Source organism: Microbacterium sp. NPDC090225 (genome assembly GCF_044772365.1).
GTDB lineage: Bacteria > Actinomycetota > Actinomycetes > Actinomycetales > Microbacteriaceae > Microbacterium.
Window position 1 is genome coordinate 1,590,575 of the sequence record NZ_JBIVYS010000001.1, and the last position, 19,407, is coordinate 1,609,981.

Genomic DNA, 19,407 nt, shown 5'->3' on the forward strand with positions numbered 1-19,407 from the left:
GCGCCGAGCGCCCTTCGTCTCGCTTCGCTCGCTCAGGGACCGAGAATCACCCCCGGTTCCTGAGCGAGGACCGCAGCGACGAGACGAAGGACGCCCGATGAGCACGCGCGCGGTCGCGGCCGTCGATCTCGGCGCGACCAGCGGTCGGGTGATGATCGGTCGCGTCGGTGACGGAATTCTCGAGCTCGAGCCTGTCTCGCGCTTCCCGAACGGGCCCGTCGAACGCGCCGACGGCCTGCACTGGGACTTCGAGGCGCTCTACGAGAACGTGCTCGACGGCCTCGCCGAAGCGGTGCGCCGGGAGCCGACGATCGATAGCATCGGCATCGACTCCTGGGCCGTCGACTACGCGCTGATCGCCGGTGGGTCGCTGCTCGCCGAGCCGTTCCACTACCGCGACGAGCGATCCGCCCGGGGCGTCGCAGAGGTGCACGAGATCGTCGCGTTCGACGAGCTCTACCGTCGCAACGGCCTGCAGTTCCTGCCGTTCAACACGCTCTATCAGCTGCGTGTCGACGACCGCGCTGCCGAGGCCGAGAGCGCGCTGCTCGTGCCCGATCTGCTCGCCTTCCTCCTCACGGGCGCCCGCGTGGCCGAGCGCACGAACGCCTCGACGACCGGGCTCCTCCGGGTCGACGACGGGGAGTGGGACACCGACCTCGCCTCCCGACTCGGTATCGCTCCTGGGCTCCTCCCCACCCTCGTCGATCCGGGAACGATCATCGGCACCCTGCGTCCGGAGATCGCCCGCCGTGTCGGCGCCGACCTCCCGGTGATCGCCGTCGGCTCGCACGACACCGCCTCCGCCGTCGCTGCGGTGCCGATGACCTCACCCTCCGCCGCGTACATCTCGTGCGGCACGTGGGGACTCGTCGGCGTCGAGCTCGCGGAGCCCGTGCTGACGGATGCCGCCCGCACGGCGAACTTCACGCACGAGCGCGGTGTCGACGGGCGATTCCGATTCCTGCACAACGTGGCGGGCCTCTGGCTGCTGAGCGAGACCGTGCGGGCGTGGGAGGCGGAGGACGGCGCACCGATCGATCTGGTCGCGCTGCTGGCCGCGGCATCCGCTGCCACCGCACCCGTGCCGACCTTCGACGCCGACGACCCCTCGCTCTCGGCGCCGGGCGACATGCCGGCCCGCATCCGCACCCTGCTCGCCGCGAGTGGGCAGACGGCCCCGACCGACCGACCCGCGTTCGCACGCAGCATCGTGGAATCGATCGCGGTGGCGTTCGCGGATGCCGTGACGACGGCATCCGCTCTCACCGGGCGCCGCCTCGACGTCGTGCACATCGTCGGCGGCGGGTCGCTCAACACCCTGCTGTGCCAGGCGACCGCCGACCGCACCGGGCTCCCGGTGCTCGCCGGTCCCGTCGAGGCCACAGCGCTCGGCAACGTGCTCGTGCAGGCGCGGGCGCTCGGCGCCGCGCCCGCGAGCCTCGAAGAGCTGCGCGCCCTCGTGGCCGCGACGCACGCCCCGGTGCGCTTCACTCCGCGCACCTGACCGTCGAGACGCACCTGACCGTCGAGACGCACCTGACCGTCGAGACCCACCCGTAACGTTGAGACCCCCCAGTAGCCGCGTGGCTACTCGGGGGTCTCGGCGCTATCGGTGGGCTTCGACGACGCCGCTCAGCGAACGTTGCCGTTCGAGCAGGTCTGCTGCGCGGCCGAGTTACCCTTGATACTGTCGGGGAGCGCCACGACGTTGTCGGGCGTGGCCGGCTCGGTCGGCTCGGCGCCCTCCTCCGGAGCAGCCTCCTCGGTGGGAGCCGTCTCTTCGGTGGGGGTCTCGGCCGTCGTCGGCTCCTGCACGATCACACCGTCGTTGCTGGTGTTCTGGTGCGTGATCTGCAGCTGCGCGTTCGCCTCGATCGCGGCGAAGAGCTCGCCGGCGGCCGTGTAGTTCGGTACGACCTTGTTGGCGTTCTGCGAGTCGGTGCCCGTCGGATACTGCACGAACACGATGTCCTCGAACGGCACCTCCTTGACCGCGAGGGCGATCTGCACGATCGTCATCGGGTCGTTCAGCGTGGTGCTCGTCTCGAGGTTGCTGAGACCGACGTTCGCGAGCTTCAGCATGGTGCCCACGTTGCCGAGGGTCTCGCCGCTGATGAGCTTGCGCGCCAGGCTCGACATGTACTGCTGCTGGTTGCCGATGCGGCCCAGGTCGCTGCCATCGCCGACACCGTGACGGGTGCGCAGGAACTGCAGTGCTTCGAGGCCCTGCACCGTGTGAGTGCCCGCCGCAAGGTCGAGGCCCGTGTAGCGGTCGCGGATCGGGTTCGCGAGGCACACGTCGACGCCGCCGATCGCGTTCGTGATCTCGATCACGCCGCCGAAGGTGACGGATGCCGCGAACTGCACCTCCTGGTCGGTGAGCTCGGAGATCGTCTTCGCGACGCAGTTGAGTCCGCCGTCGCTGTAGGCGACGTTGAGCGGCTGCTTGCTCATGGCGGAGTGCACGTTGCCCTCGTCGTCGGTGCACTCGGGGATGGGGATCATGAGGTCGCGCGGGAAGCTGACGACCGTGATGCGACGGGGATTGTCGGAGACGTGCACGAGCAGGTTGACGTCGTTGAGGTTGCCCTCGGAGTCGTTTCCGCTGCAGCGGTCGCCGAAGTATCCGGCGTACGCCTCTTCACAGGTATCGACACCCGCGAGCACGAAGTTGAATCCACCCTCGTACTCGCTGATGTCCGGCGGCACGGCATCGGCCGACTGGCCCTCGAGTTCGACGGAGTTCGCGAGCTGCGTGCTGCGCAGGTCGTACACGACGTACGCCGCGACGCCCACACCGCTCACCAGCACCACCGCGAGTCCGATCGCGATGAACTTCAGCAGCTGGCTGAGGGGTCCCGGCGAGTGCAACTGGCCGTGGCGCGCGATCGTTCGACGGCGTCGGGTGTTCTCGGTCACACGGTGCCTTTCGGTTCTGCCTGCGGTGAGGGGGCACCGGGCTCAGGAAGCGGAGGGTGTGGGATTCGAACCCACGAGACATCTCTGCCCACTGGTTTTCAAGACCAGCTCCATCGGCCGCTCGGACAACCCTCCCGACAGACGGATCTGCCGACAAGCCGTGAGTCTAGCCGAGTTCTATTCTCCCGCGCTGACCTGGGCGGGCGCTGGAAGCGTATTCAGCGCACGCGCCAGCCCGCCGTCGACGACGTCGTCGGTGATCTCGGATGCCGCATCCCTCACTTCGGCCGGCGCCTGCCCCATGCCGACCGCGCGCCCGCCGAGCGTGCGCGCCCACCCGAACATGCCGATGTCGTTGCGTCCGTCGCCCGCGACGAGCACGCGCTCACCGACGAGGTCGAGCTCTTCGCGCACGCGCTCGAGCGCGGTGCCCTTGTCGACGCCCTGCGGGGCGATGTCGAGCCAGGCGGTCCAGCCGATCGCGTACGAGACCTCGTTGAGTCCGGCATCCGCCACCAGCCGATGGAAATCCTCCTCATCGTGACCGGGCGAGACCACGACGATGCGCGACACGGGCTCGGCCGCGAGCTCCTCGAAGCTCACCCGCCGACCGCCGTCGAGCGTCCAGTCGTCGAGCTGGTCGGTGAAGAGCCGCTGGCCCGAGGCGAGCTCGACCATGTAGCGGGCGTCCGGCAGGCGCTCGCGCAGAAGGGCGAGCGCGGGTGAGGGATCGAAGGTCTCGACGTTCCAGCGCTCCCACTCGTCGCCGACGCGGCGCATCGTGACGGCGCCGTTCGAGCACACGACGTACTCGGCGTCGAGTTCGAGCTGCTCGACGTAGCGACGGGTGGCCATCCAGCTGCGGCCGGTGGCGATCGTCACGACGTGACCGGCATCGCGCAGGCGCGCAACGGCCTCGGGAACGCCCGGGCTCATCGTCTCGTCCTGGAGCAGGATCGTGCCGTCGACGTCGAGCGCGACGAGCCAGGGCGCGGTCATGCGGTGACCTTCGGCGTCGCCTTCGTGTTCTCCGGCGTCAGAACCTCGAGCCCTCCGAGGTAAGGGCGCAGCACCTCAGGCACGCGCACCGAGCCGTCGGCCTGCTGGTGCGTCTCGAGCAGCGCCACGATCCAGCGGGTGGTCGCGAGCGTGCCGTTGAGCGTCGCGACGTGCTGGGTCTTCGGTGCCGAACCCCCCTGGGCCGCCTCATCGGCCGCGGGACGGTGGCGCACGTCCAACCGGCGAGCCTGGAAAGTGGTGCAGTTCGACGTCGACGTCAACTCGCGGAAGGCGCCCTGCGTGGGTACCCAGGCCTCGATGTCGTACTTGCGCGCGGCGCTCGATCCGAGGTCGCCCGCGGCGACGTCGATCACGCGGTAGGCGAGGCCGAGCGAGGTCAGCATCTCTTCCTGCAGCGCGACGAGGCGCAGGTGCTCGGCCTCGGCATCCTCCGCATCCGTGTAGACGAACATCTCGAGCTTGTTGAACTGGTGCACGCGGATGATTCCGCGGGTGTCCTTGCCGTGCGAGCCCGCCTCGCGGCGGTAACAGGTCGACCAGCCTGCGTAGCGCAGCGCGCCATCCGAGAGATCGACGATCTCGTCCTTGTGGTACCCGGCGAGGGCGACCTCGCTGGTGCCGACCAGGTAGAGGTCGTCACCCTTGTCGAGGTGGTAGACCTCGTCGGCGTGCTCGCCGAGGAAGCCGGTGCCCTGCATGATCTCGGGGCGCACGAGCGTCGGGGTGATGAGCGGCACGAAGCCGTTCTGCAGCGCCTTGTCGAGCGCGAGATTCATGAGCGCGATCTCGAGGCGGGCGCCGATGCCGCGCAGGAAGTAGAAGCGGGCGCCCGAGACCTTCGCCCCGCGCTCCATGTCGATCGCCCCGAGGATCTCGCCGATCTCGAGGTGGTCGCGCGGCTCGAAGTCGAACGAGGGCACGTCGCCGACGCGGCGCAGCTCGACGAAGTCGGCCTCGCCACCGGCGGGCACGCCGTCGATCACGACGTTCTCGATGCGGGCCAGGGCGGCGGATGCTGCCTCTCCGGCGTCGTTCGCGACCTGCTGCGCCTGCTTGACGCGCTCGGCGAGTTCCTTGCCCTGTGCGACGAGCGCGGGCTTCTCCTCCTTCGGCGCCTTCGCGATGACCTTGCCGAACACGTTCTGCTCGGCCCGCAGTTCCTCGAACGCGGCGAGCGCCGCGCGGCGCGATCGATCGGCCTCGAGTGCGATGTCGACGGTGGCCTGGTCGTTGCCGCGTGCGGCCTGCGAGCGGCGGACGAGATCAGGGTGGTCGCGGAGAAGAGCGAGGTCGATCATTCCACGATTCTACGGGGGTCTCCCACCCCCGCAGGCTCGCCGGATGTCACACTCGGGGCCGCGCATCGTCTTTCTCCTCGGTGTTCGGCATCCGGCCGATCGCCGCTGTGAAAGGAATACCCATGACCACTCGTGTCACCTCGCTCGACCAGCTGAACCTGGCCTTCGCCGACCGCTTCAACGCCCGTGACCTGGACGGCCTGATGGCTCTGAACACCGCCGACGTGGTCTTCGTCCCGGCTCCCGGCACCCCGGTCACCGGTGAGGCGGCCGTCCGCGGCGCGCTCGAGCAGTTCCTCGGCCTCAACCTGCCGATCTCGATGACCGTCCGCCACGTGTTCGAGAGCGCCGGCACCGGCCTCGCGATCGCCGACTGGACGATCACGGGCACGGGTCCCGACGGGTCCGAGATCGCCCTCGCCGGCACGACCGCCGACGTGGCCGTCTTCGACGAGGCGCACGGCTGGCGCTACGCGGTCGACAACCCCTTCGGCACCGTCTGACCCGCAGCGCGCAGCCGGCGGGGAGGTCACGCAGTCGTGGGGCCTCCCCTAGTCGGCTCCCATCCCGCTCTGCCGGCAGGCACCGAGCGCCTTGCGCGCTCGGGCGACGCGCTGGCGGACGGCGGCGGGATCGATGCCCAACCGTTCCGCCGCCTCCGAGGCCGAGAGTCCGTCGACGGCGGTGAGCAGCAACGGCTCCCGCAAGGTATCCGGAAGGTCGTGCAGTGCGGCGAGCGCCCCGTCGAGGATCACGCGGATCTCGGCGTGACCTGCCACGTTCACGGCATCGGGCATCTCGTCGTCGAGCTCGGCTTGCGGACGGCGGGCCTTCTGCCTGGAGAGATCGATCGCGACGTTCCTGGCGATCGCGTCGAGCCACGAGCACACCCGCCCCGGCGCGGGAGTCTCGAGGTGCGCGACCGATCGCCAGGCACGCAGCAGAGCCATCTGGGCGGCATCGTCGGCATCGTCCACGGGCACACCGAGCGAAATGCTGCGGCGCCGCAGCCGATCGGGCTCGTCCGTGATCATCTCGGTCAGCAGTGCACGCGCGTCGTCGATCGACTCGCTGTTCGGCTGCGCACCCATACCGGCCCCTCCCCAGAGCGCTCGGGCATCCGTCCCCGTGTCGCCTGCACGACACATGCCGGGAATAGAGTATCGCCATGACGAAGCCCCCGGCCGCGAGACGACAGGCGGCGCTCGTCTACAACCCCATCAAGGTCGACGAGAAGAAACTGCGAGCGGCCGTGCGCGAGTTGTCGAAGGCCGAAGGGTGGGAGCATCCGGCGTTCTATCCGACGACGATCCAGGATGCCGGGCAGGGGGCCACGGCGCAGGCGCTCGCCCGCGGGGTCGATGTCGTGCTCGTCGCCGGCGGCGACGGCACCGTGCGAGCGGTCTCCGAGGCCGTCGCGAACACCGGCGTACCCCTCGCGATCCTGCCGAGCGGCACCGGCAACCTGCTCGCGCGCAACCTTGCGCTGCCGCTCGGATCGCCCGACGACATGATCCGCGCGGCGCTGACCGGATCGCGCCACGCGATCGACATCGGGTGGGCGCGAATCACCCGCGAGAGCGGCGACGAGAGCGAGCACGCCTTCGTGGTGCTGGCCGGCATCGGACTCGACGCCGACATGATCGCGAACACCCGCCCCGACCTGAAGAAGTCCGTCGGGTGGATCGCCTACGTCGACGGCGCTGCACGTTCGCTCGCCAACGCCTCGCCCTTCCGCTCGGTGTACCAGATCGACGACGGTCGCCTGCACTCGACGAAGGTGCACAGCATCCTCTTCGCCAATTGCGGAACCCTGCCCGCGGGCATCGCCCTGGTGCCGGATGCCTCGATCTCCGACGGCACCCTCGACGTCGCCGTGATCCGGCCGTCCGGAGCGTTCGGCTGGTTCAACGTGTGGCGCAGGATCTGGTGGGAGAACTCGGTCCTGCGCCGCTTCGCCGCCGGCAGGCGCATTCTCGAGCGCCGCGGGAAGGATGCCGCGGTGCACTACTTCCAGGGCCTCGTCGCGGAGGCCGCGACATCGGTGCCGACGCCTGTCGAGCTCGACGGCGACGAGTTCGGCGACGCCGTGCGCATCACGTGCCGCGTCGATCCGGGCGCGCTCCTGCTCGCGCTACCGGAGGGGCATCCGGTCGACGCGCTCTGAGGACTTCGTCCCGGCGTCGCGCCCGCGGTGTCAGTCGGCGAGCACCGACACCGTGCCGTCGAGGCCACCGCCCACCAGGGTGAGGGTGAAGCCGTCGTCGTCGACCGCGTCGTCTCCGAACGCGAGGATCGTCGCGCGCGGCGCCATGTCCATGGTGCAGATCTGGGTGTCATCGGTGACGAAGGTCACCGTGCCGGTGTTGCCCGCCCCCTCGAGCGACTCGACGACCGGCGGGCATCCCGACGATCCCCACGTGAGGAGCACGAGGCTGCCGTCGTCGAACCATCCGGCGGAGGGCTGGTACTCCGTCGACTCGCCGGGAACGCCGGTGACGGGTGCCCCGCCGATCTCGGCGTCGTCCGAGATATCGCCATAGGTGACCTGCAGCGTGATGTCCTTCGTGGGGTCCACGCCCGCGGGGAGACCTCCGATGCTGGCGCGCTGCACCATGTCCTGCGTGCAGACCTGGTCGGCTGCTCCGTCGACGAGCGCCACCGAGACGGTCTGGCCCTCGGCGGTCACGGTGTCGACCTGCGGAACACAGGTCGAGGAGCCCCAGGTGACGACGGCGAACATGCGGCCCTCGTCGAGCAGGGCGGCCTCGACGTCGGCGAAATCGTCATCGCCTGCGCCGGGCGCGTTCGAGGCGCCGGGCGTGCTCGTGGGCGACGACGAGCCGGGGGTGGCGGTGCACCCGGCGATCAGCAGCGCCGCGGCGAAGGCGGAGAGGACGGCGACGATGCGCGAGGGAGTGGCCATGGTCTCAGGGTACCGGTGGCGATATTCCATCGGAAGTCCGGAGCGATCACTGCAGAGCGGAGGTGAGGCGCGCCAGGTTGTCGAGCACGGTCGAGCGGAGCGGCTGCTGCATCCACTCCTCGAGGGTGAGCTCGCGGCTGAGCGACCGATAGGTGTCTTCGACCTCGCGCATCTCGGCGACGAACTCCTCGCCGCGCACGAGCATCGAGACCTCGAGGTTCAGACCGAACGAGCGCATGTCCATGTTGCTCGAGCCGATCACCGCCACCTCGTCGTCGACCGTCAGGCTCTTGGTGTGCAGGATGTACGGCTTGCGGTACATCCAGATGCGCACGCCCGCCTTGAGCAGCACCTCGTAGTAGCTGCGCTGCGCGTGGTAGACCATCGCCTGGTCTCCCTCTTCCGAGACGAACAGCTCGACCTCGACGCCGCGGTCGACGGCCGCGGTGACGGCGAGCAACAGGGCCTCGTCCGGCACGAAGTACGGGCTCACGATCATGATGCGGTTCTTCGCCGCATACAGCAGACCGAGGAAGAGACGCAGATTGTTCTCGACCTCGAAACCGGGGCCCGAGGGGACGACCTGGCAATCGAGGTCGCCCGAGCCGATGTCGGCGTGGGCGATGTCGATCTCCTCCAGCACGATGTCGGTCTCGCTGTACCAGTCGCTGAGGAAGATCGCGTTGACGCTGAGCACGACGGGCCCGTCGAGGCGCACCATCAGGTCGACCCAGTGCAGGCCGCGCTTGATGTTCTTCGGCAGGTTGTAGGTGGAGTCGGTGACGTTCTGCGAGCCGAGGAAGGCCGTCACGCCGTCGACCACGAGGAGCTTGCGGTGATTGCGCAGATCGGGCCGCTGCATCCGCCCCTTGAACGGCTGCACCGGCAGCATGAGGTGCCAGTCGGCGCCCATGTCGTTCAGTCGGCGGATCGTCTGCTTGTAGCGGGGCTTCCAGCGGTTGGCCCAGTGATCGAGCAGCACCCGCACCGAGACTCCGCGCGCCGCGACCTCTTCGAGCGCACGGAAGAAGTTGTCGGTCGAGGCATCCGATTGCAGGATGTAGAACTCGACGTGCACGTAGTCCTTCGCCTCGCGGATGGCATCGGCCATCGCGTCGAGCGACTCCTGATAGTCGGAGATCAGGTGCGCTCCGTTGTCGCCCGAGAGCGGCAGAGCGCCGAGGCGCTGGTTCATCTCGACCAGCGGACCGAACCAGTCCGGCGCGTGCGGACGGAGGGTTCCGAAGTGCAGGTGCTCGCTGGTCGCGGCGATGTACTCGTTGATCTGGTCCTGCTTGCGGCGGCGTGCACGCGGCAGACGCGGGTTTCCGATCACGAGGAAGAGGAAGACGCCGACGAACGGGATGAAGAAGATCGCCAGCAACCAGGCCATCGCGGCCGTGGGCCGACGGTTGCGCGGGATGACGATGATCGCCGTGATGCGGATGGTCAGATCGAGCACCACGAGGAACGCCGTGATCGCCCAGGCGACACCCTCCGCGGTCATACTGCTCTCTTCCTGACGGGCCTCGCCGATGAAGGACTCCGTCGCGCATCACCGTCTGGCGGTGTTCGCTTCACAGTAGCGGATGGGTGGGACAGTGCCTCAGGAGCGAGGGGGGAGACCGCGGGCTGCGCGCTCCTCCGCCTCGATCTGCGCGTGCACCTTGCGCTCGGTGCGGTCGAATCGCAGGATGCCGCGGAGCACCATGAAGAAGATGGCGCTGACCCCGAGGGTCGGAAGGATCGACCACGCGGCGGCGACCCAGAAGTTGTCCATGCCCCCATGGTACGCGACCTCACTCCTCCTGCGCCGACGACGAAGTCAGGGCAATCTCTCCACAGGCCTGGTTTTCCGGAACGAGCGGATCCTCCCACCGGGCACACTCGCCTCATGAACACCGTCCTCCGTGCCGCAGATTCCGCCGAGTTCCTCGGCATCGTCCCCCTCCTCGCCGGCTTCACGCCCCGACGCAGCATCGTGCTGCTCCCCTTCCAGGGCTCCCGCGCCTACGGCGCGATGCGCATCGACCTTCCCCGCGACGACGTGCCGCTCGATCACTATGCGGATACCGCGATCGGCCTCGTCTCGCGCGTCGCCGCGATCGACGCGGTCGCCGTCATCGCCTACGTCGACGAGGCGGCCCAGAGCACACCGGACGGCTGGGTCCTCCCCCACGCCGTCGCCCTCGACGAACTGCTCGGTCGTGCCGAGGACGCCGGTCTCCGCATCGTCGACGCCCTGTGCGTCACGCCCGGCGGATGGGCGAGCTACCTCGAAGAGGAGCCCCTGCTGCATCCCGTCGAGCCGGTGCGTGCAGAGAAGGTGCCGGGCATCGGAGACGTCTCGGGCGATCAGAACTCCGGCGCTGTGCTCCCCGTCGCCGATCTCGCGCAGAAGGAGCGCGTCGGGCGGGCCCTGCGCGATCTCTCCGAGCTGCTCGGGCGCCCGGCATCGTCGTTGACCGACGGCGAGAACGCCGAGGCCCTCGCAGCGCTCGCGATCCTCGACGACGTGCCCGCTTTCTACGAGCAGTTGATCGACACCCGTGGCGATCTGCCACCCTTCGCGGTCGCCGCGCTGCTGTGGTGCCTCGAGCGCCCCGTCTACCGAGACGTGGCGCTGCTGCAGTGGGCGTCGGATCATGCCTCCGGTCGACGATCCCTCAGCGCGCAGCTCGACTTCGCGCAGCACGGCCGGTCGATACCCGACGAGCTCGGCGACATCTTCCTCGGCCACGGCCCCACACCCGATCCCGACCGGCTCAGCTTCGCCCTCGACGTCGTGCGCACCGCCGCATCGCGGGCGCCGCGCGGCGCCCGCCCGGCCCCGCTCACCGCGGCGGCGTGGCTCTCGTGGGCGCTCGGCCGATCCACGCACGCGGCGCACTACCTCGACCTGGTGCGGGAGATCGACCCCGACTACGGACTTGCCGCGCTCGTGGGATCGCTGATCGACGCCGCGGTGCTGCCGGAATGGACCTTCCGGCGCACCGCGGGGCGGATTACTTGACCAGCGGGAAGAGGATGGTCTCGCGGATGCCGAGACCCGTGATCGCCATGAGCAGGCGATCGATACCCATGCCCATGCCACCGGACGGCGGCATACCGTGCTCGAGCGACCGCAGGAACTCGTCGTCGATCGGCATCGCCTCGACATCGCCGCGCGCGGCCAGCTTCGCCTGCTCGACGAAACGCTCACGCTGGATCACGGGGTCGACGAGCTCGGAGTATCCGGTCGCCAGTTCGAAGCCGCGGATGTACAGGTCCCATTTCTCGACCACGCCGTCGATCGACCGGTGCTCGCGCACGAGGGGTGACGTGTCGACGGGGAAGTCCATGACGAACGTGGGGCGCACGAGGTCACCCTTCACGAAGTGCTCCCACAGTTCCTCGATGAGCTTGCCGTGGGTCGCCTGCGGGGGCAGATCGACACCGTTGGCCTCGGCGAAGGCGATGAGGTCCTCGACGGCGTCCTGCGGGGTGAACGTGCGTCCGGCAGCGGTCGACAGCGACTCGTACATCGAGATGCGGTCCCACTCGCCGCCGAGGTCGTACTCGGTACCGTCGGCCCAGGTCACGGTCGTGGAACCGGCGACCGCGATCGCCGCGTTCTGCACGAGCTCCTGGGTGAGCGCGGCCATCTGGTCGTAGTCGCCGTAGGCCTGGTACGCCTCGAGCATCGCGAACTCGGGGCTGTGCGTCGAGTCGGCGCCCTCGTTGCGGAAGTTGCGGTTGATCTCGTAGACGCGCTCGATACCGCCGACGACGGCACGCTTCAGGTACAGCTCGGGGGCGATGCGCAGGTACAGCTCGGTGTCGAACGCGTTCGAGTGCGTGACGAACGGGCGAGCGGATGCCCCGCCGTGCTGCACCTGCAGCATGGGGGTCTCGACCTCGAGGTACTCGTGACCGGTGAACGTGGCCCGCAGGCTCGCGTTCACCGCGGCGCGGGCGCGCACGGTCTGGCGGGCCTGCTCGCGCACGATCAGGTCGAGATAGCGGCTGCGGACGCGGCCCTCCTCGCTCAGCTCGGCGTAGGCGTTCGGCAGGGGCAGGATCGCCTTCGATGCGATCTCCCAGCCGTCGGCCATGATCGACAGCTCGCCGCGGCGGCTCGAGATGACCTCGCCGTGCACGAACACGTGGTCTCCCAGGTCGACGTATTCCTTCCAGTCCGCCAGCGACTCCTCGCCGACGTTCGCGAGAGAGATCATCGCCTGGATGCGCGAGCCGTCGCCCGCCTGCAGGGTCGCGAAGCAGAGCTTGCCGGTATTGCGGCTGAACACGACGCGCCCGGCGACACCGACCATGACGCCGGTCTCGGCACCCGCCTCGAGCGCGTCGGCTGCGCCTTCGCCGTACTGGGCGCGCAGCGCCGGGATCGTGTGCGTGACCGGGACGCCGACGGGGAACGCCCCGCCACCGGCATCCGCCCGCTTCGCGATCAGACGCTCGCGCTTGGCGAGACGCACGGCCTTCTGCTCGTGGATCTCGTCGTCGCCGAGCTCCGTGATCGAAGGGTCGGTGGGGTTCTGCGCGGGCGCGGCGGACGCGTCGGTCATTCGGGGCTCCTTGGAAAAGTCGTTCCAGTTTACCGAGGCCGTGGGCCGATCCGAGGCCGGGGCTGGGTAGCCTCGAAGAATGGCCGCCCCACGGATCCTCCGCGCCCTCGCCACCACCACCGCCGTCGCCGGTCTCGTGTTGCTCGCATCGAGCCCCGCGAGCGCTCGGGCATCCGTCTCCGCGGACGTCGATGACTTCTCCTACGCCTCGTGGGACGCCACCTACACGGTGGGCGTCGACGGCGAGGGCAGAGCCAGCATGCACGTCACCGAGGAGCTCGTCGCGCGGTTCCCCGACTTCGACCAGAACCGTGGGATCGTCCGCGGTCTGGCCACCTCCTATGAGAACGCGGGAATCGACACCCGCATCCTCTCCGTCACCGACGCGACAGGCGCCGATGTGCCCTACGAGACCGACACCGACGACGGCGTGCTCTACGTGCTCACCGGCGACGACGACTACGTGCAAGGGCTTCAGACCTACGTCATCGAATACGAGATGCGCGACATCGTGCTCGCCGCCGAGACCGGGGTCGACGAGTTCTACTGGGACCTCCTCCCCCTCGACAGCACGCAGGCGATCGAGTCCTTCCGTGCCGACATCCTGTTCGACGACGCCCTGACCGCCGCTCTCACCGGCGAGAGCCGCTGCTACGAGGGGTACTCCGGGTCGTCCGAGACATGCGTCGTCGAAGGCCCGACCGACACCCCCGATGGCGCGCTCTTCCACGTCGAATCGGGCGAGCGCGCCGCCGGCGACGGCGTGACCGTCGCGATCGGCTTCGACGCGGGCACCGTCACGCAACCCTCTGCCCGCACCCCGAACCCGGTCACCGACATCGCACCGATGTTCGCCGCCGCCGGGGGGCTGGGTCTGACCGTCGCGAGCTGGTTCGCCGTCTCGGCGGTCCGCAAGCGCCGGCGCACCGCCACCGGGATCGTCGTCGCCCAGTACGACGTGCCGGATGCGATGCCTCCGCTCCTCGCGGCCGCGATCCTGCCCGGCGCGAAAGCCGTGATCCCCGCCGAGATCGTGCACCTCGCCGTCCGCGGCGTTCTCCGGATCGAGGAGGGGGCCGAGCCGGATCGCCCGCGGCTGCGACGCCTTCCCGACGGACGCCTCCCCGACCAGCTCGACGCGGATGCCGTCGACAACCTGTTCCTGGGCACCGACGGCACCGGCGTGGTCGACATCCCCGCCGCCAGCGAGACCTTCGCCGCACGCATGAGCGTGCTGCAGGCGCTGGGCACGAAACAGGCCGAGGCCCGAGAGCTCACCGTCCGTGCGCGTGCCCGGGGCGCCGTGATTCTGCAGTGGATCGCGATCGCCGTCGCCGCGATCGGTCTGGCGGTCGCGATCTGGGGCGTCGCGACCGGTCGTGTCGGAGCGATTCCGGCGCTCGTGGTCGTCGCCTTCGGCGCCTTCTTCGTGCTCCTCGCGAGCCTCTATGCCTTCTCGAAGCACGTCATGCTCACTCCCGAGGGCGCACGGCAGTACGAGTACCTGCAGGGAGTGCGCGAGTTCATCCGCGTCGCCGAGGCCGACCGTCTGCAGATGCTGCAGTCGTACACGGGGGCGGAGCGGCGGCAGGACGGCAGCGCGAACGTCATCGTGCTCTACGAGCGCCTGCTCCCCTACGCGATGCTCTTCGGCATGGAAGACGAATGGGGCAAGGTACTCGAGCATGCCTACACGTACGAGCAGCGCGGTCCCGGCTGGATCGGCGACGGCCGCTCACCGTATCTGAGCACCTCGCTCGCGGCCTTCGCCGTCTCCACGGCGTCGGCCTCGTCGTACACGTCCCCCTCGACCGGTAGCTCGTCGAGCTTCGGCGGCTCGGGCAGCGGGGGGTTCTCGGGCGGCGGAGGTGGCGGAGGGTTCTCCGGCGGTCGCTGACCCCGCCTCGCCCCTCCGCGGTGAGGGGTCAAGACACGCCGCACCCCACCCGTCGCTTACGGCGTGTTGTGACCTCTCACCTGAATGGGTGCGGCGCTCGAAACCGCGTCCAGGGGGGACCCTTCGACAGGCTCCGGGATCCACTCCTTTGCATGCTCGGCGCCGTGGACCTGGGTCGCTGAGCCTGTCGAAGCGTCCCCGCAGACGACGGTCCGCCGGTCAGAGCAGGGGCGGAGGATCGGATGCTTCGCGCAGCGCCCGTTCGACCGTGGACTGCACGAGGGCCGAAAGGTAACCGCCGGGGTTGTCGATGCCGATCTCGCGGAGGCGGCCGGTGGCCTGCCCGATGATCGATCGCGAGAACTCGGTCGCCGTCTGGATGGCGTCGGCGTAGGCGGCGCGATCCGCTTCGGCGACGACGACGGGCTCGCAGCCGATCTCGACGGCGAGAGCCTGGGCGATCGGCAGGACGGCCGCCGGCGCGGTGACCGCCGCGAATCCCGCCTGCAACTGACGCAGATCGATCGACGTGCCGGTGAACGTGATCGCGGGGTGCACGGCGAGCGGGATCGCCCCCTTCTCGGCCGCCGGACGCAGCGCCTCGATGCCGAAGGCCGGATCGGTGTGGAGCACGAGCTGGCCGATCTGCCACCCGCCGACCTCGGCGATGCCGGCGACGAGTGATTCCAGCTGGTCGTGCGGCACCGCGATCACCACGAGCTCGGCGCGACGCACGACCTCGAGTGCGTCGAGCACGGGCACGTCGGGCAGCACGGCCGACGCGCGCTCGTCGTCTGAACCGCTCGTGATCCCCACGACCGCGTGCCCGGCGCCACCGAGGGCCGCGCCGATGACGGGCCCCACAAGGCCCGCGCCGATGATGCCGACGCCGAGGCGTCCGTCGCGCTCCACCACGTCACTCCTCCGTCGACGAGGAAGGCGCCGGCGGGGCGGGAGGCGCGGGGTGCGAAGGCGGCGCTGGCGGCTGCGGAGCCGCCGAAGCCGGGGGTACGGGAGGTACCGGCGGAGCGGGCGGCGCCATCGGCGCCGCACCGGCGCCGGGCCGACCTGCATACGGCGGAGACACGGGCGCGTACGGCGGAGGCACGGGCAGAGGCGCGAACGCACCCGTCGCCGCGGCATCCGCTTCTCGCGCGTGCTCGCTCCAGCGGTGCGAGGTGTCGCGCGCAGCCGCGGCGGCGGCCCGGCTCGACACATCGCCGATCAGGGCGAGGGCGTCGTCGCGCTCGAGGCCCGAGAGCATGCCGTGGATCGGACCGGGAACCGTGTGCACCTGCGCGCCGCTGACGCGCTGCGCACGATCGATCGGACCCTGCGAGAGCGAGACGCCCTGCAGCCGCGCGAGCGGGAACACCGCGAGCTTGCGCCACATGACGCCGCGACGCAGGATCAACCCGAAGTCGGTGACCGTGTAGCCGTGGCGCTTCCATGAGAGGGGGCGACGCCATCCGGCACGACGCGGCATCGTGCGGTACGGATCACCCTCGACCGGTCCGAGGATGCCGTGCTCCCAGATGAGCGGGATGTCGGCCGCCGGCACGTCGGGCAGGATCAGCCCGAGCACCCGCTCGACGTCTGCCCGCTTACCGACCGGCAGCACGATGTTGAACTGCTGGGCACTGCCCGACGACTGCTGCGCGGCGCTCTTGCCGCTCATGCGATTGATCTTGATCGACCACCAGCCGAACGGGCGCCACAGCAATGACTGCGTGACCTCGACCGCGAAGATGCGCCCCGGGGGCAGCGTCTCGGTGACGGTCGTGAGCAGACCGTAGGTGATGCGCACGCCGTCGGGTGTCGGCGCGATCGAGTACCGCAGCGACTTCGAGATCTGCGCCCAGGTGATACCGACGACGGCGATGACGAGGGGGATGCCGATGCCGAGCGCGAGTCCCAGCGAGATGAAGCTGCCTCCCACGTCGCCGTCGAGGAGGGCACCGAAGAACATGAAGCCCATCGTGATGCCGAAGATCACCGCGAAGAAGACGAACCACAGCACGCCCGCGAGCAGCTGCGAGCCGACCAGGCGTCCGGTCGGGATCTTCACGACACTCTCGGGTGCCACGTCTTCGAGGTCGACGCCGGCGATGAGTCCCGTGACTCCGTGGTTCATCGAGTCGACGAGCTGGGCGCGGGTGGTCGTCGGCCCGGCGGGAGCGCCGGATGCCGCGGCCTGCCTCGCCGCACGCACGCCGGAGGCGAGCCGCAGGATGTCGGCGCGCACGGCCTCGGCCCGCGGGGTGGCGAGGTACTCGAGCTCGACGTTCGCGTCGGTTCCCGCGCCGACGACCTCGAGCTTGGCGAGGCCGATGATGCGCGCCGGGAACGGCCGGGTGAGGTTGACGCCCTGCACGCGGTCGAGCGGGGCGCGGCGGTGCGAGCGGAAGATGATGCCCTTACGCACCTCGACGTGGTCGCCGGTGATGCGGAACTGCTGGAAACGCCAGACGAACCAGAAGATCGCGACCAGCACGACCAGGAGGCCCAGTACCGCCAGCAGGGCGATGAGGATGAGGTTGTTCTCCAGCACCCAGTCGACCGGGTCGCCCGAGGAGTAATCGCTGTAGTGCGTGTCGCTCGGCGTCGTGATGTTCACGAACCAGGCGATCACCCGGTCGCGCAAGTTCGCGACCGTGATGCCCGCGACGATCAGCAGTACGAGCCCGCCCTTGAACAGGGGCGTGAGCGGATGCATCCGGTGCCATTCGCCGTCGGCGAGGTTCGACGAATCCGCCTTCCCGGCGGGCGCGGCGTCCGCCGGCGTCGGCGGGGCGGGGAACTGCGGCTCGCTCACAGGCCGGTCCGGCGGGTCTCGGCGACCTCGATGAGCGTGTCGCGCAGCGCCTCGGCCGCGGCCTGCGTGAGGCCGGGGATCTGGACGCCGGTGGTCGCGGCGGCGGTGACCATCTTGAGCTGCGAGATGCCGAAGCCGCGGTCGACCGGCCCCTGCGTGATGTCGACGAGTTGCATGCGCCCGTAGGGCACCGCGATCATGCGCTGCCAGAGGATGCCCTTGCGGAAGACGATGTCGTCGGCGCGCAACATGTAACCGATCGCCCGCGCCTGCCGCGGCAGGATGATCATCGTCACGACGATCAGCAGGGTCAGGGCGGCGCCGGGAATCCACACCCAGTTCTGATGCAGCACGAGGGCGAGCACGACGGCGGCGACGATCACGACGACGAGCAGGAGCGCATTCTGCAGCAACTGCGAGATGGCGTAGCGCGGCGAGATCTGGTGCCAGGTGCCGTCGAGTTCGAGGCGAGCCTCGCTGCGCGCCGTGCGGAGAGAGGTGTACACCCCCTGATCGAGGGCGGCGAGGTCAGTGCCCTCGGCCGGGTTCAGGGGCGCGTTCTCTGGGCTCTGAGTCATCAGGATCCTTCGGCAGGGTGCAGAACTGTTCGGCGACGAGAGCCGCGATCACGAGCACGACGGCTCCCGCGATCAGGGCGATCATCGCCACTGTCGACCCTACCGGGGGATCGATCGGCCGTGTCAGGAGGAAGCCCAGGAGACCGGCGCCGAAGCCCGCGAGCAGGGCTCCGAGCAGACTCGAGGCGCGAGCGAGCGTCGCGGCGCGGAGCGCGCGGAACGGATCGATGCGGATGCCGGTGCGCACGCTGCGCCGCACCGGCCAGGCGACGGCGAGCGCCGCGGCGGCGATCAGCACGAGCAGCACGGGGAGGAAGACCGAGGGCGTGAAGGTCGCGCGCCCCATCGCCGTCAGCAGCTGATCGAGGAGGAACCCGAGACCGGCGCCGACGACGGCGAGGATGACGAGGAGCCCGGCGGAGGTGCGCTGCATCACTCCCCCTGAGCGCGCAGCGCGGCGGCGAGGTCGGCGATGCGGCCGTGCCCTGGGAGCTCGGCGTCGGGGTCGAGGTCGAGCCAGGGGTCGAGCACGAAGAGCCGCTCGAACGCACGCGGGTGCGGCAGCACGATGCGCGGGTCGCCGGAGACCACGTCGCCGTACGCGATGAGGTCGAGATCGAGGGTGCGGTCGCCCCAGCGCTCGTGACGCTCGCGCCCGTTCTCGTCCTCGATGGCGTGCAGCATGCCGAGCAGGATCTCGGGGGCGAGGCGCGTGGTCACCAGGGCGACCGCGTTCACGTAGCCCGGCGCGTCGGGGTCGGGCCCGTCGAGGCGGAGGGCGACTGTCTCGTGCAGCGGAGAGAGTCGCACGTCGCTGACCAGCGGAAGGCGGGCGATGCGCTCGGCAGCTGCGGTGATCGTGGCGTGCCGGTCGCCGAGATTCGCGCCGAGGGCGACGACGGCCGTGACGGGTTCGCGGCCGGGGCCCGGCAGCGGCACCTCGGGCGGGCGAGTCAGGTTGCGGCTCATGCGACCGCCTCCACGCTCGAGCGACCGCGGGTGAGTGTCACCGAGACGTCGGCGAAGGTGAGCGGAATCGGGGCGTGCGGCTTATGCACCGTGACGGTGACATCGTGCACGCGCTGGTCGGCGAGGGCGGCATCGGCGATGCGCGAGGCGAGCGTCTCGATCAGGTCGACCGGCTCGCCGGCGACGATCGCCGCGACCTTCTCTGCCAGCTCGCCGTAGTGCACTGTGTCGACCACGTCATCGGATGCCGCGGCCGGGGCCAGATCGAGACGCAGACGCACGTCGATCGTGAACTCCTGCCCGTCGGCCCGCTCGTGGTCGTACACGCCGTGCCGACCGAAGACCGTCAGCCCGGTCAGCACGATCTCGTCGAGGAAGTCCATCCCCTCAGCGTACGCGGGAGCACCGACGGCGCAG

General features: G+C 69.8%; 19 protein-coding genes and 1 tRNA gene. 5 read left to right on the forward strand and 15 right to left on the reverse strand.

Translation table 11 applies throughout. The features are described 5' to 3' along the window. Positions 1-97: 97 nt before the first annotated feature. Positions 98-1,507, forward strand: a complete 1,410-nt coding sequence (locus tag ACIQTT_RS07625) for a rhamnulokinase family protein (protein ID WP_402788218.1) — start codon at positions 98-100, stop codon at positions 1,505-1,507. A 128-nt stretch (positions 1,508-1,635) separates the two neighbouring features. Here the strand turns inward: ACIQTT_RS07625 and ACIQTT_RS07630 are convergent, their stop codons facing one another. From ACIQTT_RS07630 to serS, 4 genes are all read right to left on the reverse strand, one after another. Continuing rightward, positions 1,636-2,922, reverse strand: a complete 1,287-nt coding sequence (locus tag ACIQTT_RS07630) for an LCP family protein (RefSeq protein ID WP_402788220.1) — start codon at positions 2,920-2,922, stop codon at positions 1,636-1,638. Between the two features lie 50 nt (positions 2,923-2,972). Continuing rightward, a tRNA-Ser gene (locus ACIQTT_RS07635) sits at positions 2,973-3,057 on the reverse strand. Positions 3,058-3,099: 42 nt separating this feature from the next. Next, positions 3,100-3,921, reverse strand: coding sequence for an HAD family hydrolase (locus tag ACIQTT_RS07640; protein ID WP_402788222.1), 822 nt, complete (start codon positions 3,919-3,921; stop codon positions 3,100-3,102). Further along, positions 3,918-5,240, reverse strand: coding sequence for a serine--tRNA ligase (gene serS, locus ACIQTT_RS07645; RefSeq protein WP_402788224.1), 1,323 nt, complete (start codon positions 5,238-5,240; stop codon positions 3,918-3,920). Before serS ends, ACIQTT_RS07640 begins: the two co-directional genes overlap by 4 nt. A 122-nt stretch (positions 5,241-5,362) precedes the next feature. On the opposite strand from serS, the gene ACIQTT_RS07650 reads away from it, so the two are divergent. Then, positions 5,363-5,743, forward strand: a complete 381-nt coding sequence (locus ACIQTT_RS07650) for a YybH family protein (RefSeq protein ID WP_402788226.1) — start codon at positions 5,363-5,365, stop codon at positions 5,741-5,743. A gap of 48 nt (positions 5,744-5,791) precedes the next feature. Here ACIQTT_RS07650 and ACIQTT_RS07655 read toward each other — a convergent pair whose 3' ends face one another. Next, entirely contained in the window at positions 5,792-6,331 is a 540-nt protein-coding gene (locus ACIQTT_RS07655) for an RNA polymerase sigma factor (protein WP_402788228.1), read from the reverse strand. A 77-nt stretch (positions 6,332-6,408) separates the two neighbouring features. Between ACIQTT_RS07655 and ACIQTT_RS07660 the strand changes: the two genes are divergently transcribed. Further along, positions 6,409-7,407 (forward strand): diacylglycerol/lipid kinase family protein, encoded by a 999-nt coding sequence (locus ACIQTT_RS07660; RefSeq protein WP_402788230.1) that lies wholly within the window; start codon positions 6,409-6,411, stop codon positions 7,405-7,407. 30 nt (positions 7,408-7,437) lie between these two features. Here ACIQTT_RS07660 and ACIQTT_RS07665 read toward each other — a convergent pair whose 3' ends face one another. The 3 genes from ACIQTT_RS07665 to ACIQTT_RS07675 all read right to left on the reverse strand — a co-directional run bounded on the left by ACIQTT_RS07665 (position 7,438) and on the right by ACIQTT_RS07675 (position 9,946). Then, entirely contained in the window at positions 7,438-8,166 is a 729-nt protein-coding gene (locus ACIQTT_RS07665) for a hypothetical protein (protein ID WP_402788232.1), read from the reverse strand. Between the two features lie 46 nt (positions 8,167-8,212). Then, complete coding sequence (gene cls / locus ACIQTT_RS07670) at positions 8,213-9,673, reverse strand: cardiolipin synthase (RefSeq protein WP_402788234.1); 1,461 nt, start codon at positions 9,671-9,673, stop codon at positions 8,213-8,215. A gap of 99 nt (positions 9,674-9,772) precedes the next feature. Further along, positions 9,773-9,946, reverse strand: a complete 174-nt coding sequence (locus ACIQTT_RS07675; protein ID WP_247623465.1) for a hypothetical protein — start codon at positions 9,944-9,946, stop codon at positions 9,773-9,775. 114 nt (positions 9,947-10,060) lie between these two features. Here ACIQTT_RS07675 and ACIQTT_RS07680 point away from each other — a divergent pair, with 114 nt between their 5' ends. Continuing rightward, positions 10,061-11,179: a DUF4192 family protein gene (locus ACIQTT_RS07680; RefSeq protein ID WP_402788236.1), complete on the forward strand. Its 1,119-nt coding sequence runs from the start codon at positions 10,061-10,063 to the stop codon at positions 11,177-11,179. Here ACIQTT_RS07680 and lysS read toward each other — a convergent pair. Next, entirely contained in the window at positions 11,172-12,731 is a 1,560-nt protein-coding gene (gene lysS, locus ACIQTT_RS07685) for a lysine--tRNA ligase (protein WP_402788238.1), read from the reverse strand. The two genes, ACIQTT_RS07680 and lysS, sit on opposite strands and share 8 nt — an antisense overlap. A 79-nt stretch (positions 12,732-12,810) precedes the next feature. On the opposite strand from lysS, the gene ACIQTT_RS07690 reads away from it, so the two are divergent. Beyond that, positions 12,811-14,628, forward strand: coding sequence for a DUF2207 domain-containing protein (locus tag ACIQTT_RS07690; RefSeq protein ID WP_402788240.1), 1,818 nt, complete (start codon positions 12,811-12,813; stop codon positions 14,626-14,628). 219 nt (positions 14,629-14,847) lie between these two features. Here the strand turns inward: ACIQTT_RS07690 and ACIQTT_RS07695 are convergent, their stop codons facing one another. Genes ACIQTT_RS07695 through folB form a run of 6 tightly spaced genes read right to left on the reverse strand, consistent with a single transcriptional unit; the run spans position 14,848 to position 19,373 of the window. Then, a complete protein-coding gene (locus tag ACIQTT_RS07695; RefSeq protein WP_402791145.1) occupies positions 14,848-15,540 on the reverse strand; it encodes a DUF2520 domain-containing protein in 693 nt (230 codons plus the stop codon). Positions 15,541-15,544: 4 nt separating this feature from the next. Then, positions 15,545-17,443, reverse strand: coding sequence for a PH domain-containing protein (locus ACIQTT_RS07700; protein WP_402788242.1), 1,899 nt, complete (start codon positions 17,441-17,443; stop codon positions 15,545-15,547). Further along, positions 17,440-18,021, reverse strand: a complete 582-nt coding sequence (locus ACIQTT_RS07705) for a PH domain-containing protein (RefSeq protein ID WP_402788244.1) — start codon at positions 18,019-18,021, stop codon at positions 17,440-17,442. Before ACIQTT_RS07705 ends, ACIQTT_RS07700 begins: the two co-directional genes overlap by 4 nt. Next, complete coding sequence (locus ACIQTT_RS07710) at positions 17,972-18,454, reverse strand: DUF3180 domain-containing protein (protein WP_402788246.1); 483 nt, start codon at positions 18,452-18,454, stop codon at positions 17,972-17,974. Before ACIQTT_RS07710 ends, ACIQTT_RS07705 begins: the two co-directional genes overlap by 50 nt. Next, complete coding sequence (gene folK, locus ACIQTT_RS07715) at positions 18,454-18,990, reverse strand: 2-amino-4-hydroxy-6-hydroxymethyldihydropteridine diphosphokinase (protein WP_402788248.1); 537 nt, start codon at positions 18,988-18,990, stop codon at positions 18,454-18,456. Before folK ends, ACIQTT_RS07710 begins: the two co-directional genes overlap by 1 nt. Further along, positions 18,987-19,373, reverse strand: coding sequence for a dihydroneopterin aldolase (gene folB, locus ACIQTT_RS07720; RefSeq protein WP_402788250.1), 387 nt, complete (start codon positions 19,371-19,373; stop codon positions 18,987-18,989). Before folB ends, folK begins: the two co-directional genes overlap by 4 nt. Between the last annotated feature and the right edge of the window lie 34 nt (positions 19,374-19,407).